Source organism: Marinobacter excellens LAMA 842, assembly GCF_001574445.1.
GTDB classification, from domain to species: Bacteria; Pseudomonadota; Gammaproteobacteria; order Pseudomonadales; family Oleiphilaceae; genus Marinobacter; species Marinobacter shengliensis.
The window spans coordinates 26,142-48,076 of sequence record NZ_LOCO01000013.1; the positions used below are offsets into that span (position 1 = coordinate 26,142).

The 21,935-nt window shown below is 59.1% G+C and carries 21 protein-coding genes; 11 read left to right on the forward strand and 10 right to left on the reverse strand.

What is annotated here, in order from left to right; genetic code table 11:
* Window positions 1-29 precede the first annotated feature (29 nt).
* Together xerC and J122_RS11945 are read left to right on the forward strand one after the other, a co-directional pair.
* Window positions 30-962: a tyrosine recombinase XerC gene (gene xerC / locus J122_RS11940; RefSeq protein WP_061332591.1), complete on the forward strand. Its 933-nt coding sequence runs from the start codon at window positions 30-32 to the stop codon at window positions 960-962.
* 11 nt (window positions 963-973) lie between these two features.
* Window positions 974-1,222: a hypothetical protein gene (locus tag J122_RS11945; RefSeq protein WP_061332526.1), complete on the forward strand. Its 249-nt coding sequence runs from the start codon at window positions 974-976 to the stop codon at window positions 1,220-1,222.
* A 9-nt stretch (window positions 1,223-1,231) separates the two neighbouring features.
* Here the strand turns inward: J122_RS11945 and J122_RS11950 are convergent, their stop codons facing one another.
* The gene (locus J122_RS11950) at window positions 1,232-1,465 is read right to left on the reverse strand and encodes a DUF2789 domain-containing protein (RefSeq protein ID WP_061332527.1); all 234 of its coding nucleotides are present in this window, start codon (window positions 1,463-1,465) and stop codon (window positions 1,232-1,234) included.
* 97 nt (window positions 1,466-1,562) lie between these two features.
* On the opposite strand from J122_RS11950, the gene J122_RS11955 reads away from it, so the two are divergent.
* Window positions 1,563-4,319: an ATP-binding protein gene (locus J122_RS11955; RefSeq protein ID WP_061332528.1), complete on the forward strand. Its 2,757-nt coding sequence runs from the start codon at window positions 1,563-1,565 to the stop codon at window positions 4,317-4,319.
* A gap of 13 nt (window positions 4,320-4,332) precedes the next feature.
* Here the strand turns inward: J122_RS11955 and J122_RS11960 are convergent, their stop codons facing one another.
* The gene (locus tag J122_RS11960; protein ID WP_061332529.1) at window positions 4,333-4,698 is read right to left on the reverse strand and encodes a hypothetical protein; all 366 of its coding nucleotides are present in this window, start codon (window positions 4,696-4,698) and stop codon (window positions 4,333-4,335) included.
* A 231-nt stretch (window positions 4,699-4,929) separates the two neighbouring features.
* Here J122_RS11960 and J122_RS11965 point away from each other — a divergent pair, with 231 nt between their 5' ends.
* Window positions 4,930-5,550 (forward strand): hypothetical protein, encoded by a 621-nt coding sequence (locus tag J122_RS11965; RefSeq protein ID WP_061332530.1) that lies wholly within the window; start codon window positions 4,930-4,932, stop codon window positions 5,548-5,550.
* On the forward strand, window positions 5,525-7,768 hold the full coding sequence (locus J122_RS11970; RefSeq protein ID WP_061332531.1) for a patatin-like phospholipase family protein: 2,244 nt from the start codon (window positions 5,525-5,527) through the stop codon (window positions 7,766-7,768). The genes J122_RS11965 and J122_RS11970 overlap by 26 nt, the downstream gene beginning before the upstream one ends.
* A gap of 20 nt (window positions 7,769-7,788) precedes the next feature.
* Here J122_RS11970 and J122_RS11975 read toward each other — a convergent pair whose 3' ends face one another.
* The 3 genes from J122_RS11975 to J122_RS11985 all read right to left on the reverse strand — a co-directional run bounded on the left by J122_RS11975 (window position 7,789) and on the right by J122_RS11985 (window position 11,002).
* Window positions 7,789-8,451 (reverse strand): GntR family transcriptional regulator, encoded by a 663-nt coding sequence (locus tag J122_RS11975; RefSeq protein WP_061332532.1) that lies wholly within the window; start codon window positions 8,449-8,451, stop codon window positions 7,789-7,791.
* A 77-nt stretch (window positions 8,452-8,528) separates the two neighbouring features.
* Complete coding sequence (gene cls, locus J122_RS11980; protein WP_061332533.1) at window positions 8,529-9,965, reverse strand: cardiolipin synthase; 1,437 nt, start codon at window positions 9,963-9,965, stop codon at window positions 8,529-8,531.
* Window positions 9,962-11,002 (reverse strand): AraC family transcriptional regulator, encoded by a 1,041-nt coding sequence (locus J122_RS11985; RefSeq protein WP_061332534.1) that lies wholly within the window; start codon window positions 11,000-11,002, stop codon window positions 9,962-9,964. Before J122_RS11985 ends, cls begins: the two co-directional genes overlap by 4 nt.
* Window positions 11,003-11,389: 387 nt before the next feature.
* Between J122_RS11985 and J122_RS11990 the strand changes: the two genes are divergently transcribed.
* The 4 genes from J122_RS11990 to J122_RS12005 all read left to right on the forward strand — a co-directional run bounded on the left by J122_RS11990 (window position 11,390) and on the right by J122_RS12005 (window position 14,888).
* On the forward strand, window positions 11,390-12,181 hold the full coding sequence (locus J122_RS11990; protein ID WP_058091335.1) for an alpha/beta fold hydrolase: 792 nt from the start codon (window positions 11,390-11,392) through the stop codon (window positions 12,179-12,181).
* Between the two features lie 102 nt (window positions 12,182-12,283).
* Complete coding sequence (locus J122_RS11995) at window positions 12,284-13,369, forward strand: SMP-30/gluconolactonase/LRE family protein (protein WP_061332592.1); 1,086 nt, start codon at window positions 12,284-12,286, stop codon at window positions 13,367-13,369.
* Window positions 13,366-13,830, forward strand: a complete 465-nt coding sequence (locus J122_RS12000; RefSeq protein WP_061332535.1) for an acyl-CoA thioesterase — start codon at window positions 13,366-13,368, stop codon at window positions 13,828-13,830. The genes J122_RS11995 and J122_RS12000 overlap by 4 nt, the downstream gene beginning before the upstream one ends.
* A gap of 77 nt (window positions 13,831-13,907) precedes the next feature.
* The gene (locus J122_RS12005; protein ID WP_061332536.1) at window positions 13,908-14,888 is read left to right on the forward strand and encodes an NADP-dependent oxidoreductase; all 981 of its coding nucleotides are present in this window, start codon (window positions 13,908-13,910) and stop codon (window positions 14,886-14,888) included.
* Here the strand turns inward: J122_RS12005 and tcdA are convergent.
* Together tcdA and J122_RS12015 are read right to left on the reverse strand one after the other, a co-directional pair.
* Window positions 14,885-15,682, reverse strand: a complete 798-nt coding sequence (tcdA, locus tag J122_RS12010) for a tRNA cyclic N6-threonylcarbamoyladenosine(37) synthase TcdA (protein ID WP_061332537.1) — start codon at window positions 15,680-15,682, stop codon at window positions 14,885-14,887. The genes J122_RS12005 and tcdA overlap by 4 nt on opposite strands.
* A gap of 258 nt (window positions 15,683-15,940) precedes the next feature.
* A complete protein-coding gene (locus J122_RS12015; protein ID WP_061332538.1) occupies window positions 15,941-17,716 on the reverse strand; it encodes an acyl-CoA dehydrogenase C-terminal domain-containing protein in 1,776 nt (591 codons plus the stop codon).
* Between the two features lie 176 nt (window positions 17,717-17,892).
* Between J122_RS12015 and J122_RS12020 the strand changes: the two genes are divergently transcribed.
* Window positions 17,893-18,627 (forward strand): SDR family oxidoreductase, encoded by a 735-nt coding sequence (locus J122_RS12020; protein WP_061332539.1) that lies wholly within the window; start codon window positions 17,893-17,895, stop codon window positions 18,625-18,627.
* A gap of 18 nt (window positions 18,628-18,645) precedes the next feature.
* On the opposite strand, the gene J122_RS12025 is transcribed toward J122_RS12020, so the two are convergent.
* The 3 genes from J122_RS12025 to J122_RS12035 all read right to left on the reverse strand — a co-directional run bounded on the left by J122_RS12025 (window position 18,646) and on the right by J122_RS12035 (window position 20,999).
* Window positions 18,646-19,590 carry a sodium-dependent bicarbonate transport family permease gene (locus J122_RS12025; RefSeq protein WP_061332540.1) on the reverse strand — a complete coding sequence of 315 codons (945 nt, stop codon included), beginning with the start codon at window positions 19,588-19,590 and terminating at the stop codon, window positions 18,646-18,648.
* A 174-nt stretch (window positions 19,591-19,764) separates the two neighbouring features.
* Window positions 19,765-20,403 (reverse strand): ChrR family anti-sigma-E factor, encoded by a 639-nt coding sequence (locus J122_RS12030; protein ID WP_061332541.1) that lies wholly within the window; start codon window positions 20,401-20,403, stop codon window positions 19,765-19,767.
* The gene (locus J122_RS12035) at window positions 20,400-20,999 is read right to left on the reverse strand and encodes a sigma-70 family RNA polymerase sigma factor (protein ID WP_061332542.1); all 600 of its coding nucleotides are present in this window, start codon (window positions 20,997-20,999) and stop codon (window positions 20,400-20,402) included. Before J122_RS12035 ends, J122_RS12030 begins: the two co-directional genes overlap by 4 nt.
* 227 nt (window positions 21,000-21,226) lie before the next feature.
* On the opposite strand from J122_RS12035, the gene J122_RS12040 reads away from it, so the two are divergent.
* Window positions 21,227-21,935: AraC family transcriptional regulator (locus J122_RS12040; protein WP_061332543.1), on the forward strand; the 709-nt coding region annotated here is incomplete at its 3' end.

The following is a 21,935-nucleotide window of genomic DNA, read 5'->3' on the forward strand; positions in this document are numbered from 1 at the left end:
TGGCGACGGACACCCGACCACCCGAGGCGATGGCCGCCCCGGTGGTTGCGTTTGTCCGGCATCTCGCCACCGAAAAGCGCCATTCCCCCCGTACCTGTGATCACTATCAACGAGACCTCGATCGCCTGGTCGACTGGCTGATCGAAGTTGACATCCCGGCCTGGTCAGAGCTGACGATTCACGACATCCGCCGCTACGTGGCCCGGCTGAGCCGAGACGGTTTAAGCGGTCGGAGCATTGCCAGGCACCTGTCGGCCATCCGCCGTTTCTATCAGTTCCTGCTTCGGGAAGGTCTCGCCCGGGACAACCCCGCTCTGGATGTTCGGGCTCCCAAAAGCGGGCGCCGGCTGCCGAAAGTGGCAGACGTTGACCAGATCAGCCAGCTGCTGGACGTCAATCCGGACGACCCCCTGGAAATCCGCGACCTCGCCATGTTCGAGCTGATGTACTCTTCGGGCCTCCGGTTGGCAGAGCTGGCCAGCCTGAGCCTGCTCGCCCTGGACCTGAAAGGCCGGGAGGTGCGTGTTCTGGGTAAAGGTAACAAGGAGCGGATTCTGCCGGTCGGCAGCAAGGCCGTCGCGGCCCTGAATAGATGGCTGGCGCACCGAACAGCCATGGCTAACGAGGGTGAAACCGCGGTATTCGTCAGCCAGCGGGGTGGTCGCCTGAGCCAGCGCAGTATCCAGGCCCGCCTGGCCCGCTGGGGCGTGGTGCAGGGTGCCGACCAGCGCTTGCATCCACACCTGCTGCGCCACTCCTTTGCCAGCCATATGCTGGAGTCCAGCGGCGACCTGCGTGCGGTCCAGGAACTGCTTGGCCATGCGGACATCGCCACCACTCAGGTCTATACTCATCTGGACTTTCAGCATCTTGCCCGGGTGTACGATCAGAGTCATCCCCGGGCGCGTCGACGTTCGACCAACTATATCAACCGAAACGACAATGATCATGCCGGTTCTTGAGGGAGTGTTTCATGGCATCTGAGGAGTCCTGGAAGGATAAGTATCTTCGGGAACTGGATAACCTGCTCAATCGCCTGAGGTCCGACCTGCGCAAGCAAAAGTTCGATATCGATGCCTGGAAAACCCTGCAGGATCAGATTGACAAAGCCATTACCCGCCTTGATGAAGCCGAGCCAAAGGGCCCAAAGGCCGACACACAGGCCGTCCGGGCCCTGTATCAGGCCAAAGATGCCGGCCGCAATCAGGTCATGGTGGATTGACGGCGCCGATCAGTGCCGCAGCAGGGCGTCCAGTTCATCAATAATCTCGGCCCAGTCGCTGTCTTCCTCAAGGCCCTCCTCAAGAAATTGCGACTGGCTTTCGGACCAGAAGGGGGCATCCTGGATGGCAATTTCCGAAGGCAGTGGAGAATACCGGGCGATAAAACTCTCCATGCTTTTCTGATCTGATGGTAAGCCAAGCTGCTGAAAAAGGACGCTTAGAGTGTGTTTGCTGGTGTCCATAAGACAGGCTTCTCCTGTGTGCGGTGAGGCAGTATGAAATCTTCCACATTTGCAGGTATTGTTCCCTGAAATGTAGTGGAACCACCGAGGATATCCAGTGAAGTCTCTTCCACAGTTATTGTATGGCCTCTTGTTTGTCCTGATTCAAGGGGTCGTGTGGGCGGAACCGCCCCAGGCGTCGCCGGCGCCGGTTCTGGGCGCTGCAGATCTGGAGTGGTTGGGCCAGCAGGAAGGCTTTCGGGTGGCTGTCAGGCAGAGCCAGGTGCCGCTGGTGTTCGATACCGGTGAGGGTGCGCTGGCGGGTATCTGGATTGATTATCTCGCTCGCGTGTCAGATAAGCTTGGCGTGCCGGTTGAGCCTTTCATGGCGGTCGACCAGGGCGACGATGCCGACCTGGTTCTGACCACCCGCATTCCGGGATCGCCGGTGATCCCGGGCCTTCGGCACACCTCACCGATGATGTCGCTGACCTATGGGATCTTTGTGAATGCCGGTGATGCCGCCTACCGGACGCTATCGGATCTGGAATCTGCCAACGTCGCGATTATTAGTGGCGATCCCAACCAGTTCCCACTGCTGGACCCGATTGATAACTTTTCTCCGGTGCCCGTCGCCAGTCTGGGGGAGGCCATCAGCCTGGTCTTGTCCGGCAAAGCCGACGCCTTCCTTGGACCGGTACCGGTGGTCTCGGATTACCTTGAATCCGCAATGATCAATGGTATCGCTCTGGCCGTTCTGCTGGACAATCGCCCGGTGGATGTTGTGTTGCAGGTACCGACCAGCCGTGACCGCCTTTTTCGGGTGTTTGACCGGGCCATTCAGGCATTGAGCCACAACGAGCACCGGGATATTCGCCAGGCCTGGTTGCAGGCGAACATGCCGGCCCTGGAAGGACGTGGCGTGGCCCTGACCGCTTCGGAGCTGGAGTGGCTGAAACGTCATCCAGGGTTGAAAGTGGGTATGCGTGGCGATTGGCCACCGTTTGAATTCGAGCAGGACGGCCGCCCGGCGGGCCTTGCCTCTGACCTGGTCAAACGCCTGGAGGAGAACCTGGACGTTCGCTTCAACCGGGTGATTGCGAGCTCCCGACAGTCGGCCGAGGACATGTTGAAGGCGGGTGAAGTGGATATTCTGCCGGGCATGTCCCGCACCCCCCGAACCGAACAGGAATTCCTGTTCACCCGGGCCTATGTGTCGGTACCGATTGCCCTGGCCATCCGGGATACTGGCCGGTTCATTGGTGATCTGAGGGAACTGCGGGATGAGCGGGTCGGTGTGGTCAATCGCCAGGCCAGCCATGACTATCTGTTAATCAATCATCCAAACCTGGACCTTTACCCGCAAAGAACCGTGGAAGACGGGCTTCTGGCGCTGTCCAACGGCGACCTGGATGTGATGGTCACGCATATTCCGGCGGTGAGTTACACGGTTGCCCGACTGGGCCTGTCGAACCTGCGGATTACCAGCATCACGCCCTATCAATATGACCTGCGGCTGGCGGTCAGCAAGGACAACCCGGTTTTACACCGCATCCTCAACAAGGCCCTGAGCAGCCTGCCGGCATCGGAAACCGAGGCGGTGTATAACCGCTGGATACACCTGGATATCGAACAGGAAGCCGACTACACGGTGGTCAGGCGCATCATTTTGATTGCCATCGTGGTGGTACTGATTTTCCTCTACTGGAACCGCAAGCTGTCGCTGGAAGTGGATGAACGGATTCGGTCCGAGAATGCCTTGCGTCGCAGTGAAGATGAACTGCGAGCGGCCAAGCTTGAGGCCGAACGCCTGGCCCGGGAGGCGGAAACGGCGAGCAGGGCCAAGAGTGAGTTCCTGGCCAATATGTCCCATGAGATCCGAACCCCGATGAATGCGGTCATTGGTTACAGCGATCTGCTCTACAACTCGGTGACTGATCCCCAGCAGCGCAACTATTTGAACGCCATCCGCGCTGGCAGCCGCAGCCTGTTAATGCTGATCAACGACATTCTTGACCTGTCACGGATCGAGGCTGGCAAGATGCGCCTGGACTTCGGCCCGGTTTCGGTTCGCCGGCTGCTCAGCGATGTCCGGCATATCTTTGATTTGCGAGCGACCGAGCAGGGCATTACCCTGGAGGTGAGCGTAGGCTCTGGCATGCCCTCGGCAATGATGTTGGATGAAACCCGGTTGCGCCAGGTGTTGTTCAATCTGGTGGGCAATGCCATCAAGTTCACCCATGAGGGTGGAGTGACAGTGCGGGCCGTGGCCAAAGAACTGGAGGAATCGACCGGTAAGGACGCGGATATCCGCTACTACCGGTTGAAAGTGACCGTGGCCGACACCGGCATTGGCATTGCGCCGGATCAGCAGGACCGTATTTTCGATGCCTTTGAGCAGCAGGAAGGTCAGAGCTCCCGGCGATACGGGGGCACCGGCCTGGGTCTGGCCATCAGCCGGAAGCTGGTGGAAATGATGGGCGGTGAGCTGACGGTAAAGAGTGAACCGGATGTTGGGTCCACCTTTACTCTCGTGTTGCCCCGGGTTGAGGCCACCGTAGAGCAGGCGGAAGATGACGGGACGCCGGAGGAAGCCGAGCGGCTGCTGGCCCAGACCATGAGTATGCAGGAGCGAGGCTGGCTGCGGGAGAAGCTGGCGGAGGACTTTGGTGACCAGTGGCAGGATGTTCGTGAAAGCGGCGACCCGGAACAGATGAAAGACTTTGCGCTACGAATTGTTGAATGGGGGCAGCGTCATCGTTCGCCGTCGGTCACCAGCTACGGCGAAAAACTGCTGGCGGATGTAGAGGCGTTCAATCTGGATGCGGTTAATACGGCCCTTGAAGCTTTCCCCAAATTGCTGGGCCAGCGTTGAGCTGACCAGCGGTTTAGAGGCAGTCGAACTGGGATTTGCGGTCGAACGCCACTGACACCATGTCGTACCCGGAGTCTGACAGGGAGCGAACCAGCGCCCGGTCTTTCAGCAGGGTCATGCAGACTTTGTGGACGCTGGCCTGAAGCTGCTCACTTTCCGGATTCTGCTCAGCGAGTCGGAAGTCGACGATCAGATATTTACGGTCGACGGCGGCTTGTTCCGGGATGTCTTCCCGTTCCACGCTTTCAAAACCGATGTAGGTGGCTTCCTGGTTGGAAAACACCTGGCTCATCAAAACGTCAAGATTTTCGGCATGTACCTGGCTGGCTGGCATCGATAACGCAACCGCGGATGCGAAGGCGTATAGTCTGGTGCGCATAACGAGCACTCCCGAAAACGGATGAGATAACTTCTATGTTACCAAGTGTAAAGTTTGGTTACGGTTGATTATTGCAGAGAGTGTCGGAAATTTCGTCATTGATTCCCGGTATTTTTCAATTGTTTGCATTTTGGACATAATTCCGCGCTGCGGGGTGTTTGCCTGCCTGCCGCAGAGCTGGTTTTCCGCTATCATGGAGCCAGAACCATTGGGAAAGTGAGAGGGATAGCCATGTTCCAGCTTGTATTCAGGGGTGAGTGCGCGCCAGGTACTGATGTCGAGACTGCCCGCAACAACGCCCGGGCCCTGTTCAAGGCCAGCGTGGAGCAACTGGACCGCATGTTCAGTGGCCAGCCAGTCGTTATTCGTAACAAGCTGGAACAGGTTCACGCAGAGAAGTACCAGGCGGTACTGCGCAAGCATGGCATGATTGCCCATGTACAACCGATGGCCGGGGCTGCTCAGGCTGCGGCCCCGGCACCGAAACCGAAACCGAAACCTGCACCGGTTTCCCAGGCTGATCAGCAAGCCGAGACTGAAGCACCATCGGCCCCGCCGAAACCGGCCTCTGAGGGCAACGTGCCGGCGACCGAACCCGGAGATCGCCTGCCAGTGGCTGGCGAGAAAGTGGACGATATCCTTGCTGGCTCAGGCCTGACCCTGGACCCGGTGGGTGTCACCCTGGTGGAGCATGAAGACCCGGAAGCGCCCATGTTCGAGCATCTGGACGACTGGAGCCTGGCGCCCCCGGGCTCCGATCTGGGGGTAAAACGAGATCTGCCACCGCCGATGGTTCCGGACGTTTCCCACCTTTCCCTGGCCGACGATGACAAACACCGCGACAAGAGCTGACCGGGATTTGCCCGACCGGCGGTATTATCTGGTTCTGCTGTTCATTCTGGCGCCCCTGTTGTGGGCGCCAGTACTGGCGTCGGAACCCTCAGAACGCCCGAAAGTTGGGCTTGTGCTCAGCGGTGGCGGTGCCAAAGGCATGGCCCATGTGGGTGTTCTGAGGGTGCTGGAAGAAATGCGGGTGCCTGTGGACGTGGTGGTGGGCACCAGTGCCGGCTCCGCCGTGGCGGCACTCTACGCTTCGGGCATGTCGGTATCCGAGATTGAGCAGCGGTTTCTGGAACTGGACTGGTTGTCCAGCTTCCGCGACGACCCCGGCCGGGCGTTCAAGCCGGTCCGGCGCAAACAGGACGACTGGCGTCTGCCACTGGTGCCCGGTCTGGGGGTCAGCAGGCAAGGTGTCCACCTGGGCGGAGGCCTGGTGACCGGGCAGAATCTTGGCTTTATCCTCAATGAACTCACCCGCAATGCCGCTCTGGTTGAAAATTTCGATCAGTTACCCATTCCCTTCCGAGCCGTGGCCACCGACCTTGAAACCGGGGAAGAGGTGGTCATCGGAGACGGTAATCTTGCCGAAGCGATTCGGGCCAGTATGAGCATTCCGGGCGTTTACGCGCCAGTTGAGCGGGACGGTCGGCTGTTGGTGGACGGAGGGGTTGCCAACAATCTTCCAGTCAGCGTGGCTCGGGAGATGGGCGCGGATGTGGTCATTGCCGTGGATATCACCGATCCGATGATGAGCGCCGACCAATTGCGGGAGGCTTTCTCAGTGGTGGGGCAACTGACTACCCTGATAACCCGCAGGAATACCGATGCCCAACTGGCCATGCTGACCGAGCAGGACGTGCTGGTGCACCCGGACCTCGAAGGCTTTGGCTCCGCCGATTTTTACGATGCGCCGGTCCTGTTTGAGTTGGGTGCCACGGCCGCCCGTGAACATGCGGTTGCCCTGAACCGGCTGTCGGTGTCTGAGGAACAGTGGGTGGCGTATCAGTCGCGCCGGGCCGCCGGCAGTTGGGTGCCCGGGCCAGTGGTTCGGGTTGAGATCGCCCAGGGTGAGCGCCTGGCGACGGACTTCCTGAGGGAGCGGATTCGCCAGCAACCGGGGGAAGTGCTGGACGTACCGGAGCTTGAGGCAGACCTGAAGCGTATTTATGGCCTCGGCTACTACGAATCCGTGGGCTGGTCGCTGGCGCCCACGGAAGAGGGGCCGCTCCTTGTGATACGGGCGCGGGAGAAAAGCTGGGGACCGAATTACCTGTCGTTCGGGCTCAACTATGAAGATAACTTTGAGGGAAATACCCGCTTTAACCTGGCAACTGGCCTGCGCATGACCGAGCTGAACCGGTTGGGTGCGGAATGGCTGACCGGTGTTCAGTTGGGCACCCAGCCCTGGGTCCGAAGCCAGTGGTACCAGCCGCTAACCTACGGTTATGACCGGTTTGCCGTTGTCGGTGTGGAATATCGGCGCGACGATTACAGCATTTACGATCAGGGCCGGCGCATCTCGGAAGTGGATGTCACCTTCCGGCAAGTGGACCTGGCCCTGGGCATGGAGCTGGGCGGCAATGGTGAAGTCCGGCTGGCCTATGTGCGCGGGTATGCCTCGGTTGACGACGAAGTGGGTGTTCCGGTCGCCCCCGCCGACAATGTGCATCAGGGGCATGTCAGCTTGCAGCTGGTGCACGATTCCCTGAGCGATGCCTTCTTCCCGAAATCCGGTGCTTTTGCCGGGATCCGCGGGCGGATTGAGCGGGAAGATCTCGGTTCAGACCGGCACTTTGATGGCGTGACGGCGATGCTGCTGGGCACTGGTACCTGGGAGCGATTTAACCTGACCGGGCTGTTGTATACCCGCCAGATTTTCAGCGGCGAGGCCGGTATTGAAAATGCCGCCCGTTTGGGTGGCTTTCGCCAGCTTTCAGCCTACGCCCCGGGGGAAATTACCGGCAACGACGCCGTGTTGGCTTCCGTTTACGGTCGGCAGGAGTTTGGTGGTCCGGTCATGCCCTGGTTTGCCGGCGCCGGTTTTGAAACCGGCAATGCGTGGGACAGTATGCGTGACGCCAGCTGGAGCGACACGGTGCGGTCCTGGAGTGCCTTTGCTGGCGTGGATACCCTGCTCGGGCCGGTGCAACTGGCCGCTGCCTACAACAACGAGGATAACTGGACCGCCTACCTGAACATTGGCTTCTCTTTTACCCAGCTGTTCTACTGAACCGTCAGCCAGCGCCAGCCTCAACCTGCGTTGATGGCGGCCAGAACCTGTTCGCATTGCTGAAGGGCATAACGATGCAGGATGTTCGCCAGGGCCGCTTCGTCCCGGTTGCCAATGGCCCGGATGGATTCTTCCATGTGTGCCAGATTGTCCTCCAGTACTTGTGCCCCGCCTTGGCGAAAGGCGACAAAGGCACAGCGTTTGGCCGAGGGCCAGAGGTCATCAATGGCGGAGACGATAAAGTAGTTGTCCGCGTACACCAGTGACGCCTTGGTGTATTCAATGCCCAGTTCCAGAAACGCCATCAGGTCGTTTTTCTGGTAGCAGTCCTTCATTTGCCGATACAGATTTTCAAGCCGGGCCATGTCCTCGGGTTGCCACTGTCGCACCAGTTTTTGGCCGGTGTGGGTCAGGTACAGTTCGAGAATTTCATAGAGACTTCGTACAAAGTGCTCGTCCAGCGGGGTAACGAACGCCCCCTTGCGTGGCACGTTGCGGACCAGGTGCCGTTTTTCCAGCAGTAACAGCGCCTCGCGGATGGAACCATGACTGACATCCATCTCTTTGGCCATGGAGCTTTCGTAGATGCGCTCACCGGATCTCAGCTGTTCAAAGGCAATCAGGTTTTCAATATGGCGGGCGACTTGTTCGGTCAGGGTTTCTCTGGGCTTGAATGCGTTCATGGGTTATCTGTGTACAGCAGGTGAACCGTTGGAAAGGCCATGGTCGCACAATGTTTTTGCCGGAGCCAGAATAACCGCTACAGCAACGGCGCCAGCAGTCGCACCGCGCGACAGCTGAGTCGGAAGAGAATGGAGCGATCCTGGTAATCCCGCTCTGTCATTCGCTGGCAATGCTCAAGATCTTTCCGGAGCATGGCATCGACCGAGCGTATGAAGTTCTCGTTGGTGTTCACCGCGGTGATCTCGAAATTCAGGCGCATGGAACGATTGTCCAGATTGGCCGTACCCACGGCGGCATAACGGTCGTCCACCAGAACCACCTTCTGGTGCATGAAGCCGGGCTGGTACCGATAGATCCCGATGCCAGCCTGGCTGGCTTGCACCAGGTAGGAATAGGCAGCCAGGCGAATAAGCCGGCTATCGGATTTTTCAGGAATCAGGATGCGAACGTCCACCCCTCGCAGCGCCGCCAGCTGCAGGGCGTTCATGATCTGGAAATCCGGAACAAAATAGGGCGACGCAATCCAGATTCGGGTGCGGGCATTGTTGATGCTGTTCAGGAAGAATAGCGTGCAGGTCTCCCAGGTATCTGCAGGCCCGGTAGGCAGTACCAGAACCTGTTGATCACCGCCGGTGTCAAAGCTCGGGTGCCAGTCCAGTTCCGGGCGGATATTACTGGCCCAGTGCCAGTCTTCCAGCCACGCCAGCTGCAACCCGGTCACGGCCGGGCCCTCAATGCGACAGTGGGTATCGCGCCAGGGTTCCTGGTCCATCGCCGTGCCCAGGTATTCGTCGCCCAGGTTAATGCCGCCAACAAAGCCCACCTTGCCATCACAGACCAGTAACTTCCGGTGGTTCCGGAAATTGATCTGGAAACGCCGGCGGCGCACGTTACCGTTGCCGAACGAAGCGATGCGCGCGCCGGCGGCTGACAGTTCGTTAAGCCAGCGCCGTGACAGCAACACACTGCCGATGTCGTCGTAAAGAAACCACACCTCGACACCCTGCGCCAGCTTGCGTTCCAGAATCGCCTTGATGCGCTGCCCCACCTTGTCTGAGCGCACGATGTAGAACTCCAGCAGAATGTATTGCCTGGCATCCTCCATAGCTTCGAACAGGGCCTCAAATGTTGCGGTTCCGTCTTCCAGCAGTGTGCACTGGTTGCCGCTGGTAAACGGTTGCCGGCTCAACTTGCACAGTACCTGCAGCTCATCGCTGAAATGTTCGTGGCCGGGGTTGGAGATCGACGTGGTCTGCTTCTCGAACTGGTCCAGCAGGGTGGTCAGGGACTGATCGCCCATCCGGCGGGCTTTGACATAACCGCCAAAGCGGCTTCGGCCGAACAGAACAAACAGTGGCACCGCGATATAGGGCAGGCCTACCAGTGCGATGATCCAGGCTATGGCCCCCTGGGCGGTGCGATAGCTGAGCAGGATCCGATAAATGCAGGCCAGGGCTGCCAGGTACAGTGCGGCAAGGGGGATGGCCAGCAATGACAGATTATCCGGAGTCATTCGTTACCTTCCTGATGGTTTGCCCGAAACTGGGCCGGTGCCATGCCGGTCCAGCGTTTGAAAGCACGGCTGAAGGCGCTGAGTTCAGAAAAACCCAGCAGGAAGGCAATTTCCCCCAGGGCATACTGGTCGTCAGCTACATACCGAAGGGCCTTGTCCTGGCGCACCTGTTCCACCAGATCATGAAAACTCAGGCCCTCTTTTTTCAGCTTGCGGTACAGGGTTTGGCGGCTCATGTGGCACTGCCGGGCCAGGGTGTCGGCATCAATGCGATCAGTGGCCATTTGCCGTGAAATCAGGCGGCGAACCTTGCGGCTGAAAGATTTCCGCGTTTGCAGGCGGGCCAGCACCGCATTGACCTGCTTCAGCACGGCGGAATAGACATACGGGTTGCGATGGGGAATCGGGTGCCCGAGGTGCTGGCTGGAGAACGCCATTCTGGTGATGCCGGTACCAAAAATAACCGGCCCGCCAAACAGTTTCCGGTACTCACTGCCATAGCCGGGTTCCGGATGGGCCACTTCCAGCCAGTCGGCTTCAATGCCCCGGTGAATAAAATGACGGGTTCGACACAGCGCCGCCGCCAGGGTGCGATCCATATCCTGACGACAGTAGTGATCGGGGTGGTCTGGCTGCCAGGTCAGGATGGCCTGATCCGGCGTTTGCTCAAAGCTCAGGGTTACCGATTCGTTGATCAGCCGGTGCAGGCGCACGTACTGCACGACGGCCTCGCCCAGAGTGTCGCAATTGAAGAATACATGCCCGACCAGGCCCATTCGTTCAGGGTCAACTACCTGCCCGGCGTGCAGTCCAACACCGGGGTCTCCGGTCAGTTGTTCGGCCAGTTCCCACAGCTGGTAGTGAGTGCTGGCGGGAATGCGCAAATCCGGATCTTCGAGGGCTTCCAGGCTAAGGCCGGTGAGGGTTTCAATCCGGGGGCGATTCAACAGCCCGAGCGTATCCAGGTAATGCACGAGCGCCAGTGTGCTGGAGGCCGCAACTTGCGGGGTATCCGCTTGGTCCGTTTGCGCGTGCATGCCGATGGTTGGCTCCGGGTGGTTGTGTGTCAGTGTGATACAAAATGTCAAACGATTGGCACAGCCAGTCAACGGCTTGCCATAGCTTCAACGATAGCATGGTACGCATCAGGTTGAAGTAGCCAACAGGCAAAATGGAGGTGTTGTATGGAACGGGAAATCTTTGTACCCCATAACGAGGCCGAGCGTAAAAACGTTTTGGCACTGGCGGAATATCTGGACAGCATCTTCTACTGCTGAGCTGTCCGTCGTAATGTCTGTGACCTTCTGGCCGGGTTTATCCCGGCTTTTTTGTACCTGCGGTTTGTCTGCCTAATTTCTCCTTGCCCCCGAGTCTGGCGATGGTAGTGTATCCGGTTCATCCCCATCACCGGAGGCTGTCAGCGTATGACCGTTGAACTGAATCATCGTATTACCGGCCAGGGCGAGCCCCTGATCCTGCTGCATGGGCTGTTCGGCTCCCTTGAGAACCTTGGAGGTATCGCCCGCCGCCTGGAAGATGGCTGGCAGATTCACGCCCTCGATCAGCGCAATCATGGCAGCTCACCCCACACCGACGACATGGATTACCCGGCCATGGCGGCCGATGTGGTGGCCTACATGGACGCTCTCAATCTGGACAAGGCCTGGGTTCTGGGTCATTCCATGGGTGGCAAGGTGGCGATGCAGGTCGCCTTGGGTTATCCGGAGCGGGTCAAGGGGATCATCGTCGCGGACATAGCACCGGTCACCTACAAAGCCCGGCATGATGCGGTTCTGGATGGCATGAAGAACCTGGACCTGATTGGCGTAACAACTCGCCAGGAAGCGGACAAGCGCCTGGCCGAATTTGTTGAAATCCCGGGCGTGCGGCAGTTCCTGCTGAAAAACCTGGAGCGGATACCGGCAGAGCAGGCCGGTGATGGTGATCAGCTGTTCCGTTGGCGCCTGAATTTGCCTGTGATTGACGCCTGTTATCAGAAACTGGCCGCCGCGCCGGAGGGTGAGGGTCCGTACAATGGTCCGGTGCTGTTTATCAAAGGCGCTGATTCCGCCTATATCCAAAGCAAACATCAAGACACCATCCGGCAACTGTTCCCAGCCGCCGAACTGAAGATAATCGAGGGTACCGGGCACTGGCTGCATGCTGAAAAGCCCGATACCTTTGCGGCTTTGTGTCGTCGTTTTCTCGGATCCTGACAGCCTGTCCTGCGTTGCCAGAAACCCGGTAATGTCTGCTAAGGTTAGGGTGCTTTGATATTGCCTACCGTCTAACAATCACCAATGGATCGGGCGCACATGATGAAATGGTTGTTGATAGGCCTGCTGGTCATCTTTCTGCTGCTGGGCAGCTTCCTGCTCACGCCGTCGCCGGTTGACAGCAAGGCCTGGGAGGCACCATCGCCACCGGCCATGACCGGTGTACTGGCGCCCAATGAACGCCTGCGCCTGGCAGACTTGCTGGCCCGGGGCCAGGTCTATGGTCCGGAAGATACCACCATTGATGCAAACGGCGTGCTTTATACCGGCACCCAGGACGGCAAAATCGTGCGGGTGTTTCCGGATGGCACCGTAGAGAACTGGCTGGAAACCGGCGGGCGGCCCCTGGGTATGGTATTCGATGCCCAGGGCAACCTGATTGTGGCTGACGCCTGGAAAGGCCTGTTGTCCATCACCCCAGACGGCACCCTGTCGGTATTGACCCGCGAGGCCGAAGGCACGCCGTTCCGCTTTACTGACGACGTGGACATTGCGCCCGATGGCCGTATCTACTTCACCGACGCCAGCTCCCGCTTTCGCCAGCCGGACTACATTCTGGACCTGCTGGAGATGCGCCCCCATGGCCGCCTGCTTCGCTATAACCCCCGTACCCGCCGCACCGAAGTTCTGCTGGCCAACCTGCATTTTGCCAATGGCGTGGCGGTGTCGCCGGCGGGTGACTATGTGCTGGTTAACGAAACCTGGAAGTACCGCATCCTGAAATACTGGATTTCCGGGCCCAGGGCGGGCCAGGCCGAAGTGTTTGCAGACAACCTGCCAGGCTTCCCCGATAACCTGGCCGTGGATGATCAGGGCCGGTATTGGGTCGCGTTTCCAACCCTGCGCAATGCCCAGGTAGACAGCATGCATCGCAAGCCCTGGCTGAAAAACCTGGTGGCGAAACTGCCGGACAGCCTGAAGCCACAGCCTCAGGAGTATGGGTTGGTGGTGGCATTCGATGCCAGTGGTCGGATGATCACCAGCCTGCATGATACGCGCGGCAGCCACCTTCAGGAAATCACCTCGGTGAATCCCCATGATGGCGTTCTATACTTTGGTTCACTTCACAATGACCGTATTGGCCGGCTACCGTTGCACGCTATTCCCGGCCTTGGAGAGCAACCATGACACAGGCGCTGAACTGGGACTTGCCTGACCCGTTTACCATGACCATCACCGTTCGCCCGGAGGACACCGACCGGCTGGGGCACGCCAATAATGTGGTCTATGTGCGCTGGCTGGAAGAGGTGAGCTGGCAGCACATCGACAGCCTGGGCATGACCTGGGCCCTGCATGAAGAGACCGGCAAGGCCATGGCGATTACTCGCACTGAGCTGGATTACCTGGCCTCTGCCAATGCCGGGGATGAACTGGTGCTGGGTACCTGGCTCACCGACTGGGATGGCCGTTTCCGCTCTGCCCGGCAGTTTCAGCTGATTCGCCCGGCCGATGGCAAAACCTTGCTGCGGGCGCTCTCCACCCATGCCTGTGTCGATATGAAATCCCAGCGGCCAGCCCGGGCGCCCCAGGCCTTCGCCGAGATACTTGGCAGCGCGCTGGTTGCCGGCGGGCGGGGCCTGCCCGGTTGAGGCCGGGCCGGTAAAATTCTGCTAGTCTGAGAGTTCAGGCCGGTAACGGCACCGTTCACTGCTGTCTGGAGACGCCCATGGAATCATCTGACCCGACCGAAACCGGCACCATGCGCCACGTGGTCTATGATCGCTTTGGTGAGCGTGATGTGCTGCGCGTGACAGAATCGCCCATCCCGCAACCGGGTGAGGGCGAGGTGCTGGTTCGCGTACACGGCGCTGGCCTCAATCCCATCGACTGGAAAACCCGTAAGGGCATGGGGTTCGTCGCCACCCAGATAGAAAACAGCCTGCCCTGGACGCCCGGTTACGACGCGGCCGGTGAGGTGGTGGAAGTGGGCGAGGGCGTGACCACACTGGTGCCGGGCGATCGGGTAATGGGCATGATCGGCTTCCCGGTCACCGGCGGAGCCTACGCCGAGTACGCCATTGCCGACGCCGAAGATCTCGCCATTGTGCCGGAAGAGCTGGACCTGATCGCGGCGGCCGGCGTGCCCCTGGCGGCACTCACGGCCTGGCAGGCCCTGTTTGAAGTGGCGGAGCTGGAGTCTGGCCAGAAAATCCTGATTCATGCCGGGGCCGGTGGTGTTGGGCACTTTGCGGTTCAGTTTGCGCTGGAGCGGGGCGCCCACGTCATCGTGACGGCGTCCTCCCGTAACCGGGATTTTCTGGCGGAGCTGGGGGTGCATGAGGTGATTGACTACCACACCACCGACTTCACCGAAGAATGCTACGGCCTGGACGTTGTGCTGGACCTGGTAGGGGGCGAGACCGGCAAACGCTCCCTGCAAACCCTCAGTGATTCCGGCGTGCTGGTAACCATCCCTACGGTGACTGCCGATGACGTGGTCAGCGCCGCAGAAGCCATGGGCGTTCGAGCCCATGGCATGCGCTCACGGCCAGATGCCTTCCATCTGGATGAAATCGCCGAGTTGATTGAAGACGGTGATGTGAAGGTCCATGTTGAGCAGGTATTTTCCCTGGATCAGGTACAGGCAGCCCACGAACTGCTGGAAGGCGGTCATGTGCGGGGCAAGCTGGTGCTGGATTGCCGTTAATCGGCCTGATTGGCTTTGCGGGCAATCCGGTTCAGTAACCGGGAGGCGGCAAAGAAACCAAAACTGGCGGTTACCGGGCTGGCTGCGCCGAAGCCGGAGGCGCAGTCAAGCCGCACCGGACCCTCGGTGGCCGGCTTCTGAAGGCACACCTCGCCATCGGCGGCGGGGTAGGTGAGCTGTTCCAGTGAATACACCGCCTCAATTCCAAAACGCCGCTTTGGATTCCGGGAGAACCCGTACTCCCGGCGCAGCATATTGCGCACCTTTGCCAACAACGGGTCCTGGGTGGTCTTGCTCAGGTCGGCCACCTGAATCTGGGTTGGGTCCATCTGGCCGCCGGCCCCGCCGGCACAGACAATCGGAATCTTGCGCCGCTGGCAATGGGCAATCAGCGCTGCTTTCGCCTTCACGCTGTCGATGGCATCCACCACTCCGGTCATATCCTCGGTAATCAACTCCCCCACGTTTTTGGTGGTCAGAAACCCGAAATGCACGCGAATATCTGCCTGGGGATTGATGGCCTTCAGTCGCTCAGCCATGGCATCAGTCTTGGTGCGGCCATACTGGCCTTCCAGTGCGTGCAGCTGACGGTTGGTGTTGGACACGCAGATATCGTCCATATCAATCAGGGTGAGTGTGCCGATACCGCTGCGCGCCAGGGATTCCGCCGCCCAGGAGCCAACACCGCCCAGGCCGACGATGGCTATGTGGGCATTACGGAAAGCGTTCAGGGCCTTGCGGCCATAGAGGCGCTCTATGCCGCCAAAGCGGAACGGATAATCATCGGCGGTCATGCAGCCTCCGGAATGCAGGGGAGAAAACAAAGGCGCATTGTAACCGAGACAGCGGCGGGCGGGAAAACACCATAAAAAAAGCCGCGCAAGAGCGCGGCTTCAAGAAGGTACCCGGCTCGGCAAGAGGCGGGTTGGACTAGTTCAGAGACACTAATCAACGTGACTATTATCAAGTTCTGATCTGTCTTTAAGAAGGTCAGAAGTTGCCAACTGTCGGTCATTTTCGGCCAGCCATTTTGGCCAGACCGGTATTGCCGTTTAAGCCACCCAGTGCTCGTCTTCAAATGCCATCAGGCTGTCTTTGCCGGTCTGGATGTCTTTCAGCAGCCAGTCCACTTCAGGCATCAGCTTCTCGAAATAGTAGCGGGCGGATACCTGCTTGCCCTCAAGCAACGGCTTATTACCCTCTCCGAGTTGCAGCTGCTGGCCTGCGACGCCGGCCATGCGGGACCACAGATAACCGATCACGGTCAGGGCCATAATCCGCAGGTACGGGGTGGCGGCAGCGCCGGCCTGTTCCGGATCTTTGGGGGCATTCTGGGCCAGCCACATGGTGGCCTGCTCCAGACTCTTCAGCGCACCCTTGAGTTCTTCGCGGTACGGCGCCTCCGGGTTGTCCTTCAGGTATCCAGTCAGTTCTGCGAACAGGGCGCGAACCAGCTGGCCACCTTTGAGGGACAGCTTCCGGCCCACCAGGTCCATCGCCTGGATGCCGTTGGTGCCCTCATAGATGCGGGCAATACGGCCGTCCCGAACCAGCTGCTCCAGCGGCCAATCCTGGGTGAAGCCAGAACCGCCCAGAACCTGCTGGCCCCAGTTGGCGTTGTTATAGCCTTCGTCGGTCAGGAAGGCTTTAACCACAGGCGTCAGCAGCTGCACCAGGTCGTCGGCGTTTTCACGCACGCTTTCATCCGGGTGAGCCACGGAAAGATCCAGCTGGTGGCCAGTGAACAGTGCCAGCGCCCGCATACCTTCGTTCAGCACCTTCTGGCGCATCAGCATGCGGCGTACGTCCGGGTGCACAATGATCGCATCAGCAGGGCCGTTCGGGTTCTTGGGGCCGCTCAGGGAGCGACTTTGCAGGCGCTCCCTGGCAAATGCCAGGCTTTCCTGGTAAGCCATCTCGGCCAGGCCAAGGCCCTGCATACCAACCATCAGCCGGGCTTCGTTCATCATAGTGAACATGGCGCTCATGCCCTTATTGGGCTCGCCTACCAGCCAGCCTTTGGCGCCTTCAAAATTCATCACGCAGGTGGCAGAGCCCTTGATGCCCATTTTGTGCTCAAGACCGCCGCAGAAGGCCGGGTTGCGCTCGCCGGAATCCGGCAGGAACTTCGGCACCACAAACAGGGAGATGCCCTTGGTGGTGTCCGGTGCGCCAGGCAGCTTGGCCAGTACCAGGTGTACGATATTGTCGACCAGGTCGTGCTCACCGCCGGTGATCCAGATCTTGGTGCCCTCGATGGCATAGCTGCCGTCGTCATTCGGTGTGGCCTTGGTGCGGATCAGGCCCAGATCGGTGCCGCACTGGGGCTCGGTCAGACACATGGTGCCGGTCCACTCGCCGGAAATCAGTTTTTCCAGATAAGTCTGCTTCAACTCGTCGGAACCGTGGGCGTAGAGTGCGCTGATGGCACCGTGGGTCAGGCCGGGGTACATGCCCAGGGACAGGTTGGTGGAGCACACCATTTCGTCCACGACAAACTTCAGGGTGTGGGGCAGGCCCTGCCCGCCGAATTCCAGTGGTGCATCCAGGGCGGTCCAGCCACCTTCCACAAACTTCCGGTAGGCCTCTTTGAAGCCGTCAGGTGTCTTGACCGATTTGGTTTCCGGATCGTAGCTGCAACCCTGGCGGTCGCCCACCTGGTTAGTAGGCTGGATGACCTCTGCCGCCAGTTTGCCGGCTTCATCGATCACCGCCGAAATCAGATCCGGAGTCGCATCGGCGTACTTTTCCAGTTCGTGCAGGTTGTCTGCGCCCAACACATCAAACAACAGAAAGCGAAGATCGTTCGCTGGTGCCTGGTATTGCATGGATACTCTCCTGTTTGGATATAGCAGTCTGAATGACTGCCGGATGTCGTTGTTTCAATCCGGAAGTGTCTCTTCATACGAGCGTTTGAATTTTTTGGTTTGCTGGCTGGTGGCCCGAAGGCATTGAATTTTCGTATCACCGGCATGGTATCCATTGATAGTGGAAGGGCGTGGGAATGACGATCGTGATTGCCGGTATATCCGGTGCAATTGGTGCGGCGCTGGCAAAACGCTATCTGGAGACTTGCCCGGCCCAGGCCGTCATTGGTCTGTGTCGTGATCCTCAGCGGGCACCGGACGATCTCAGAAATCATCCCGGTGTGAGATTGCTGGCCTGGGATGCGGAAGATGAGCAGCGGCTTGATAAAGCCGAGTTGAAAACGGCATTGGACGGTTCCGGCCCGATCGTCACGGTGATTTACGCCGCTGGCCTGCTGCATGACGACCGGCTTTTTCCCGAGAAGCGATTGGAAGACGTGACGGCCGCTAACATGGCCCGCGCTTTCGCGGTCAACGCCACCGGATTTGCCTTGCTGATCCAGGCGCTGCTGCCCTGGCTGCGGCATCGTGAGTTCAAGCGCGTGGCAGCCATCTCGGCCAAGGTGGGGTCGATATCCGATAACGGGTTTGGCGGCTGGTATGCTTATCGGAGTTCAAAAGCCGCCCTGAATATGCTGGTGCGGAATCTTTCCATCGAACTGCCTCGCCGGTGCAAGCCCATTGCCTGCGTGGCGCTGCATCCGGGGACCACCGAGTCGGCCCTGAGTTCACCGTTCAGCCAGTCACTGTCCAAACTGACGGTACATAAGCCCTTGCAGACGGCTGATAACCTGATCCGGGTATTGGGCGCCCTGGACGACAGCAGTAACGGTCGATTCTTCAGTTGGGATGGTTCGGAGTTACCCTGGTAGGCGGCGCCATGCGGGACACTATAGCGGCACCGCCCAGCTGAGCATGGAGTAATAAAGCCCGATGCCGACGAGCACATTGAATGGAAAGGTGACGCCTAGGGAAGCCAGCATGGCCAGGCCGATATTGGCATCGGGAATGGCGTGGCGAATCGCCACCGGTGCGGCGATGTAGGACGCACTGGCGGTGAGGGTGGCGAGGATGACGATAGAGCCGGTGTCGAGCCCGAGCAGGGTGCCCACCGTTAGCCCCGCTACCGACAGCACGGGGGGCATTGCAAGCCCGAATAGTACGATTCTCCAGTGGATCAGCTTCAGGTTGCGCAGGGTTTCGGCGGCCACCAGCCCCATCTCCAGCAGGAACAACGACAGAATGACGGAAAAGGCACTGGTCAGGGGCGCGGTGACGCCGGTGCCCTGTCCGGGCCCGTAAAGCGCTCCGATGACCACGCCACCCACCAGCAGGATAACGCTTCGGTTGGTCAGGGTTTCCTGCCAGAGCGGCGTGCCCTTGGCATCGCCAGTGCGTTTGCCAAAACGTCTGTAGAACCAGAGCCCGACCATGATGGCAGGTAACTCCAGAAGGACCAGATAGAGCGTGACCTGGCCGCCGGAGCTGAGGCCGCGAGTTTCAACCCACGCCAGGGCGACGGCAAAAGTGCCCGCACTGACCGAGCCATAGTGGGCGGCAAAACTGGCGGTGTCGGCGATTGACAGGCCGACGCCGTAGCGCAGGATCGGGATCATCAGCAGCGGTAACGCAAAGCCCAGGCCTGCTACCGCAAGCATTTCCAGAAGCAGGCCTGGTGCCAGGTTCCCGTACAGGGCCATTCCGCCCTTCAGGCCAATGGTGAGCATCAGCAGCAGGCTGAGAATGTCGTAGGCTTCTCGTGGAATGGACAGGTCAGATTTGACGGTTCCTGCTACCAGGCCGAGCAGGAAAAACATGACGATGATGTCGGGCATGTGTCAGCTGTTGCGTTTTGAATGGTGCTGGGGTTGTTACCTACTATGGATCAGTTTAGGGGGATGGGCGCCCAAGTCAATTAAACCATTACCGGATTGCGATAACGGATCTTCGGTCGCCACAAAAAACGGAGGCAACCTGCCTCCGTTTCTCACTGGACTGATCAACTAAACTTACCGAATGAACGGATTCAACATTCTGGTGAAGGTGCCCGTCAGCTTGACCGGGGCGCTCAGCACAGACAATGTAATGCAGTCTTCACACCCTACGGCAACGGGCCTGTGCTCGTCCTGCTCATTCAATACCACGAAATCCCATTGGTTGAACACGCCCTTCTGGTCGGCGAACGCACCCTGCAGCACGATCGTTGTCTCATCACCGCGGTGTGTGTGGGCCGGGGCCTTGCCGCCTGCCACCAGTTTCTGCAGTACCACCCGCTCACCCTGACCGGGAAACTTTTCCGAAATATCCAGTACGCTGACATCGCCCAGCTGACGTTTCCAGGGCAGCTCGTTGATGTCCTGACCAAGCAACTTCTGCAGCGGGCTCAATCGCGGTGCCTGCACAACCGGTGAAGTATCCTGGGGTGCTGAGTCAATACGTGCCATCAACTGCTCGAAACTGCTATCCGACACAGTGACTTTGGGCTGCTGTTCCATCATCACCGCGCCCAGGCTGTTCAGGGTGTCCACCCGGCTCCGACAGTGTGGGCACTGCTCAAGGTGCAGCCGGATGCAGAGAGCATGGGGCTCAGTCAGATTGCCAGCGCTGTATTCCATCAGGCTGAGACTGTCGGGGTGGTGCCGTGTCATACGTTCTGATCCTGCAAAATCACTTTTAACTTGTTCAGTGCCAGGCGTACCCGGCTCTTCACGGTTCCCAGGGGGATCTGAAGTTCATCCGCCACCATCTGGTGAGACTTATGCTCCATGTACACCTTGGCGATGACGGTAATCTGCTCTTCCGGTAACTGGCTGAGAGACTCACGAATCCGGCGCTCTGACATCAAACGGTGCAGGGACGTCACCGGCTCATCCTCATTATCGCCAGGAATCTGCCACAGATCCTCGGTTTCCACTGCCATTTCAGCGCTGGTCCGCTGCATTTTCCGCAGCATATCAATCCGCTGGTTACGGGCAATGGTAAAGATCCAGGTAGACGCCGCAGCCTTACGCCAGTCATACAGGCAGGAGCGGCGCCAAATGGAAATGAACACTTCCTGCACCAGTTCCTCCGCGTGGCTGGCCATGCCGTTAGAAATGGCGTAGTACTTTATCTGCGGCGCAAAGTGTTCGAACAAAGCGTGGTATGCAGCTCTATCCTGGTGTTTGCCTACTTTTTCCAGCAAGACACCCCAAGGGTCCTTTCGGCCCTCGGCTTTCGCTGGTTGCTGATCCAGTGTGGTCACCGGACGCTCCTTGACAGTCGCATGAGTTGAGCTGATTACAGTCATCATTCTAGGCACTCGCCGCTGGTTTGTCAGTCTGGTTATTTACGGGAGGCTGCAAGAAGTGGATTGCCTTGAGTGAAAAAAATCTGGCCGCATTGTCGGCGGAGTTGTGTCAGTGGAGTGATTGCCGGATCCCAGAGCAGGCGCTAGTCTGACAACCATAATAACGACTCAAAGTTCAAACCATGAACGCACTGCTTTCCGGTGGCACCCTGCCTGTTATCCGGGCCCATTACGCAGAGATTCTTTGCCAGCTGGCAGAGGAGCGCGGCGTTGCCCGGCAAGAGCTGGTCAGCGCTGCCGGTATCCGCCAGCCACAGCTGAGCCACCCGGATAATTTTATTACCCTGGACCAGTTCACTGAGCTGTGTCGTCAAGCCTTTGTTCGCTGCCAGGACGACAGCCTGGGGCTGGAGTTTGGCCGGCGCCTGAAATTTACTGCCCATGGTGCGCTGTCTCAGGCCGCCATCAGCTGCGACACGCTCGAGCAGGCGCTGCTGGTGTTGATCAAATATTTCCGGATTCGTTTTGCCTACATGGCCCTGTCGTTTTTTATCGAAGGCGATGAAGCGGTCATTCAGCTCGATATCAAGCACGACACCCGGGATTTACATCGTTTCAACATCGAGGTGGTCCTGGCTTCCCTGATGGAAGTGAACAACCTGTTGTTTGGTCAGCGGTTGTTGGAGGGCGGGCGGTGCCTGGTGGACTATGAGCAGCCAGCCAATGTGGGGCCTTACCAGCCGCTGTTTGGCAATGCCGTGAGTTTCTGCACCGGTGTTAACCAGATCCGCTTCCAAAAGCAGTTTCTGAACCTGCCGTTATCGTTGTCCAATCCTGTGGCTCGTCGCGTGGCTGAGGCTCAATGCGAGGAAGAAATGCGGCAGATGGAGG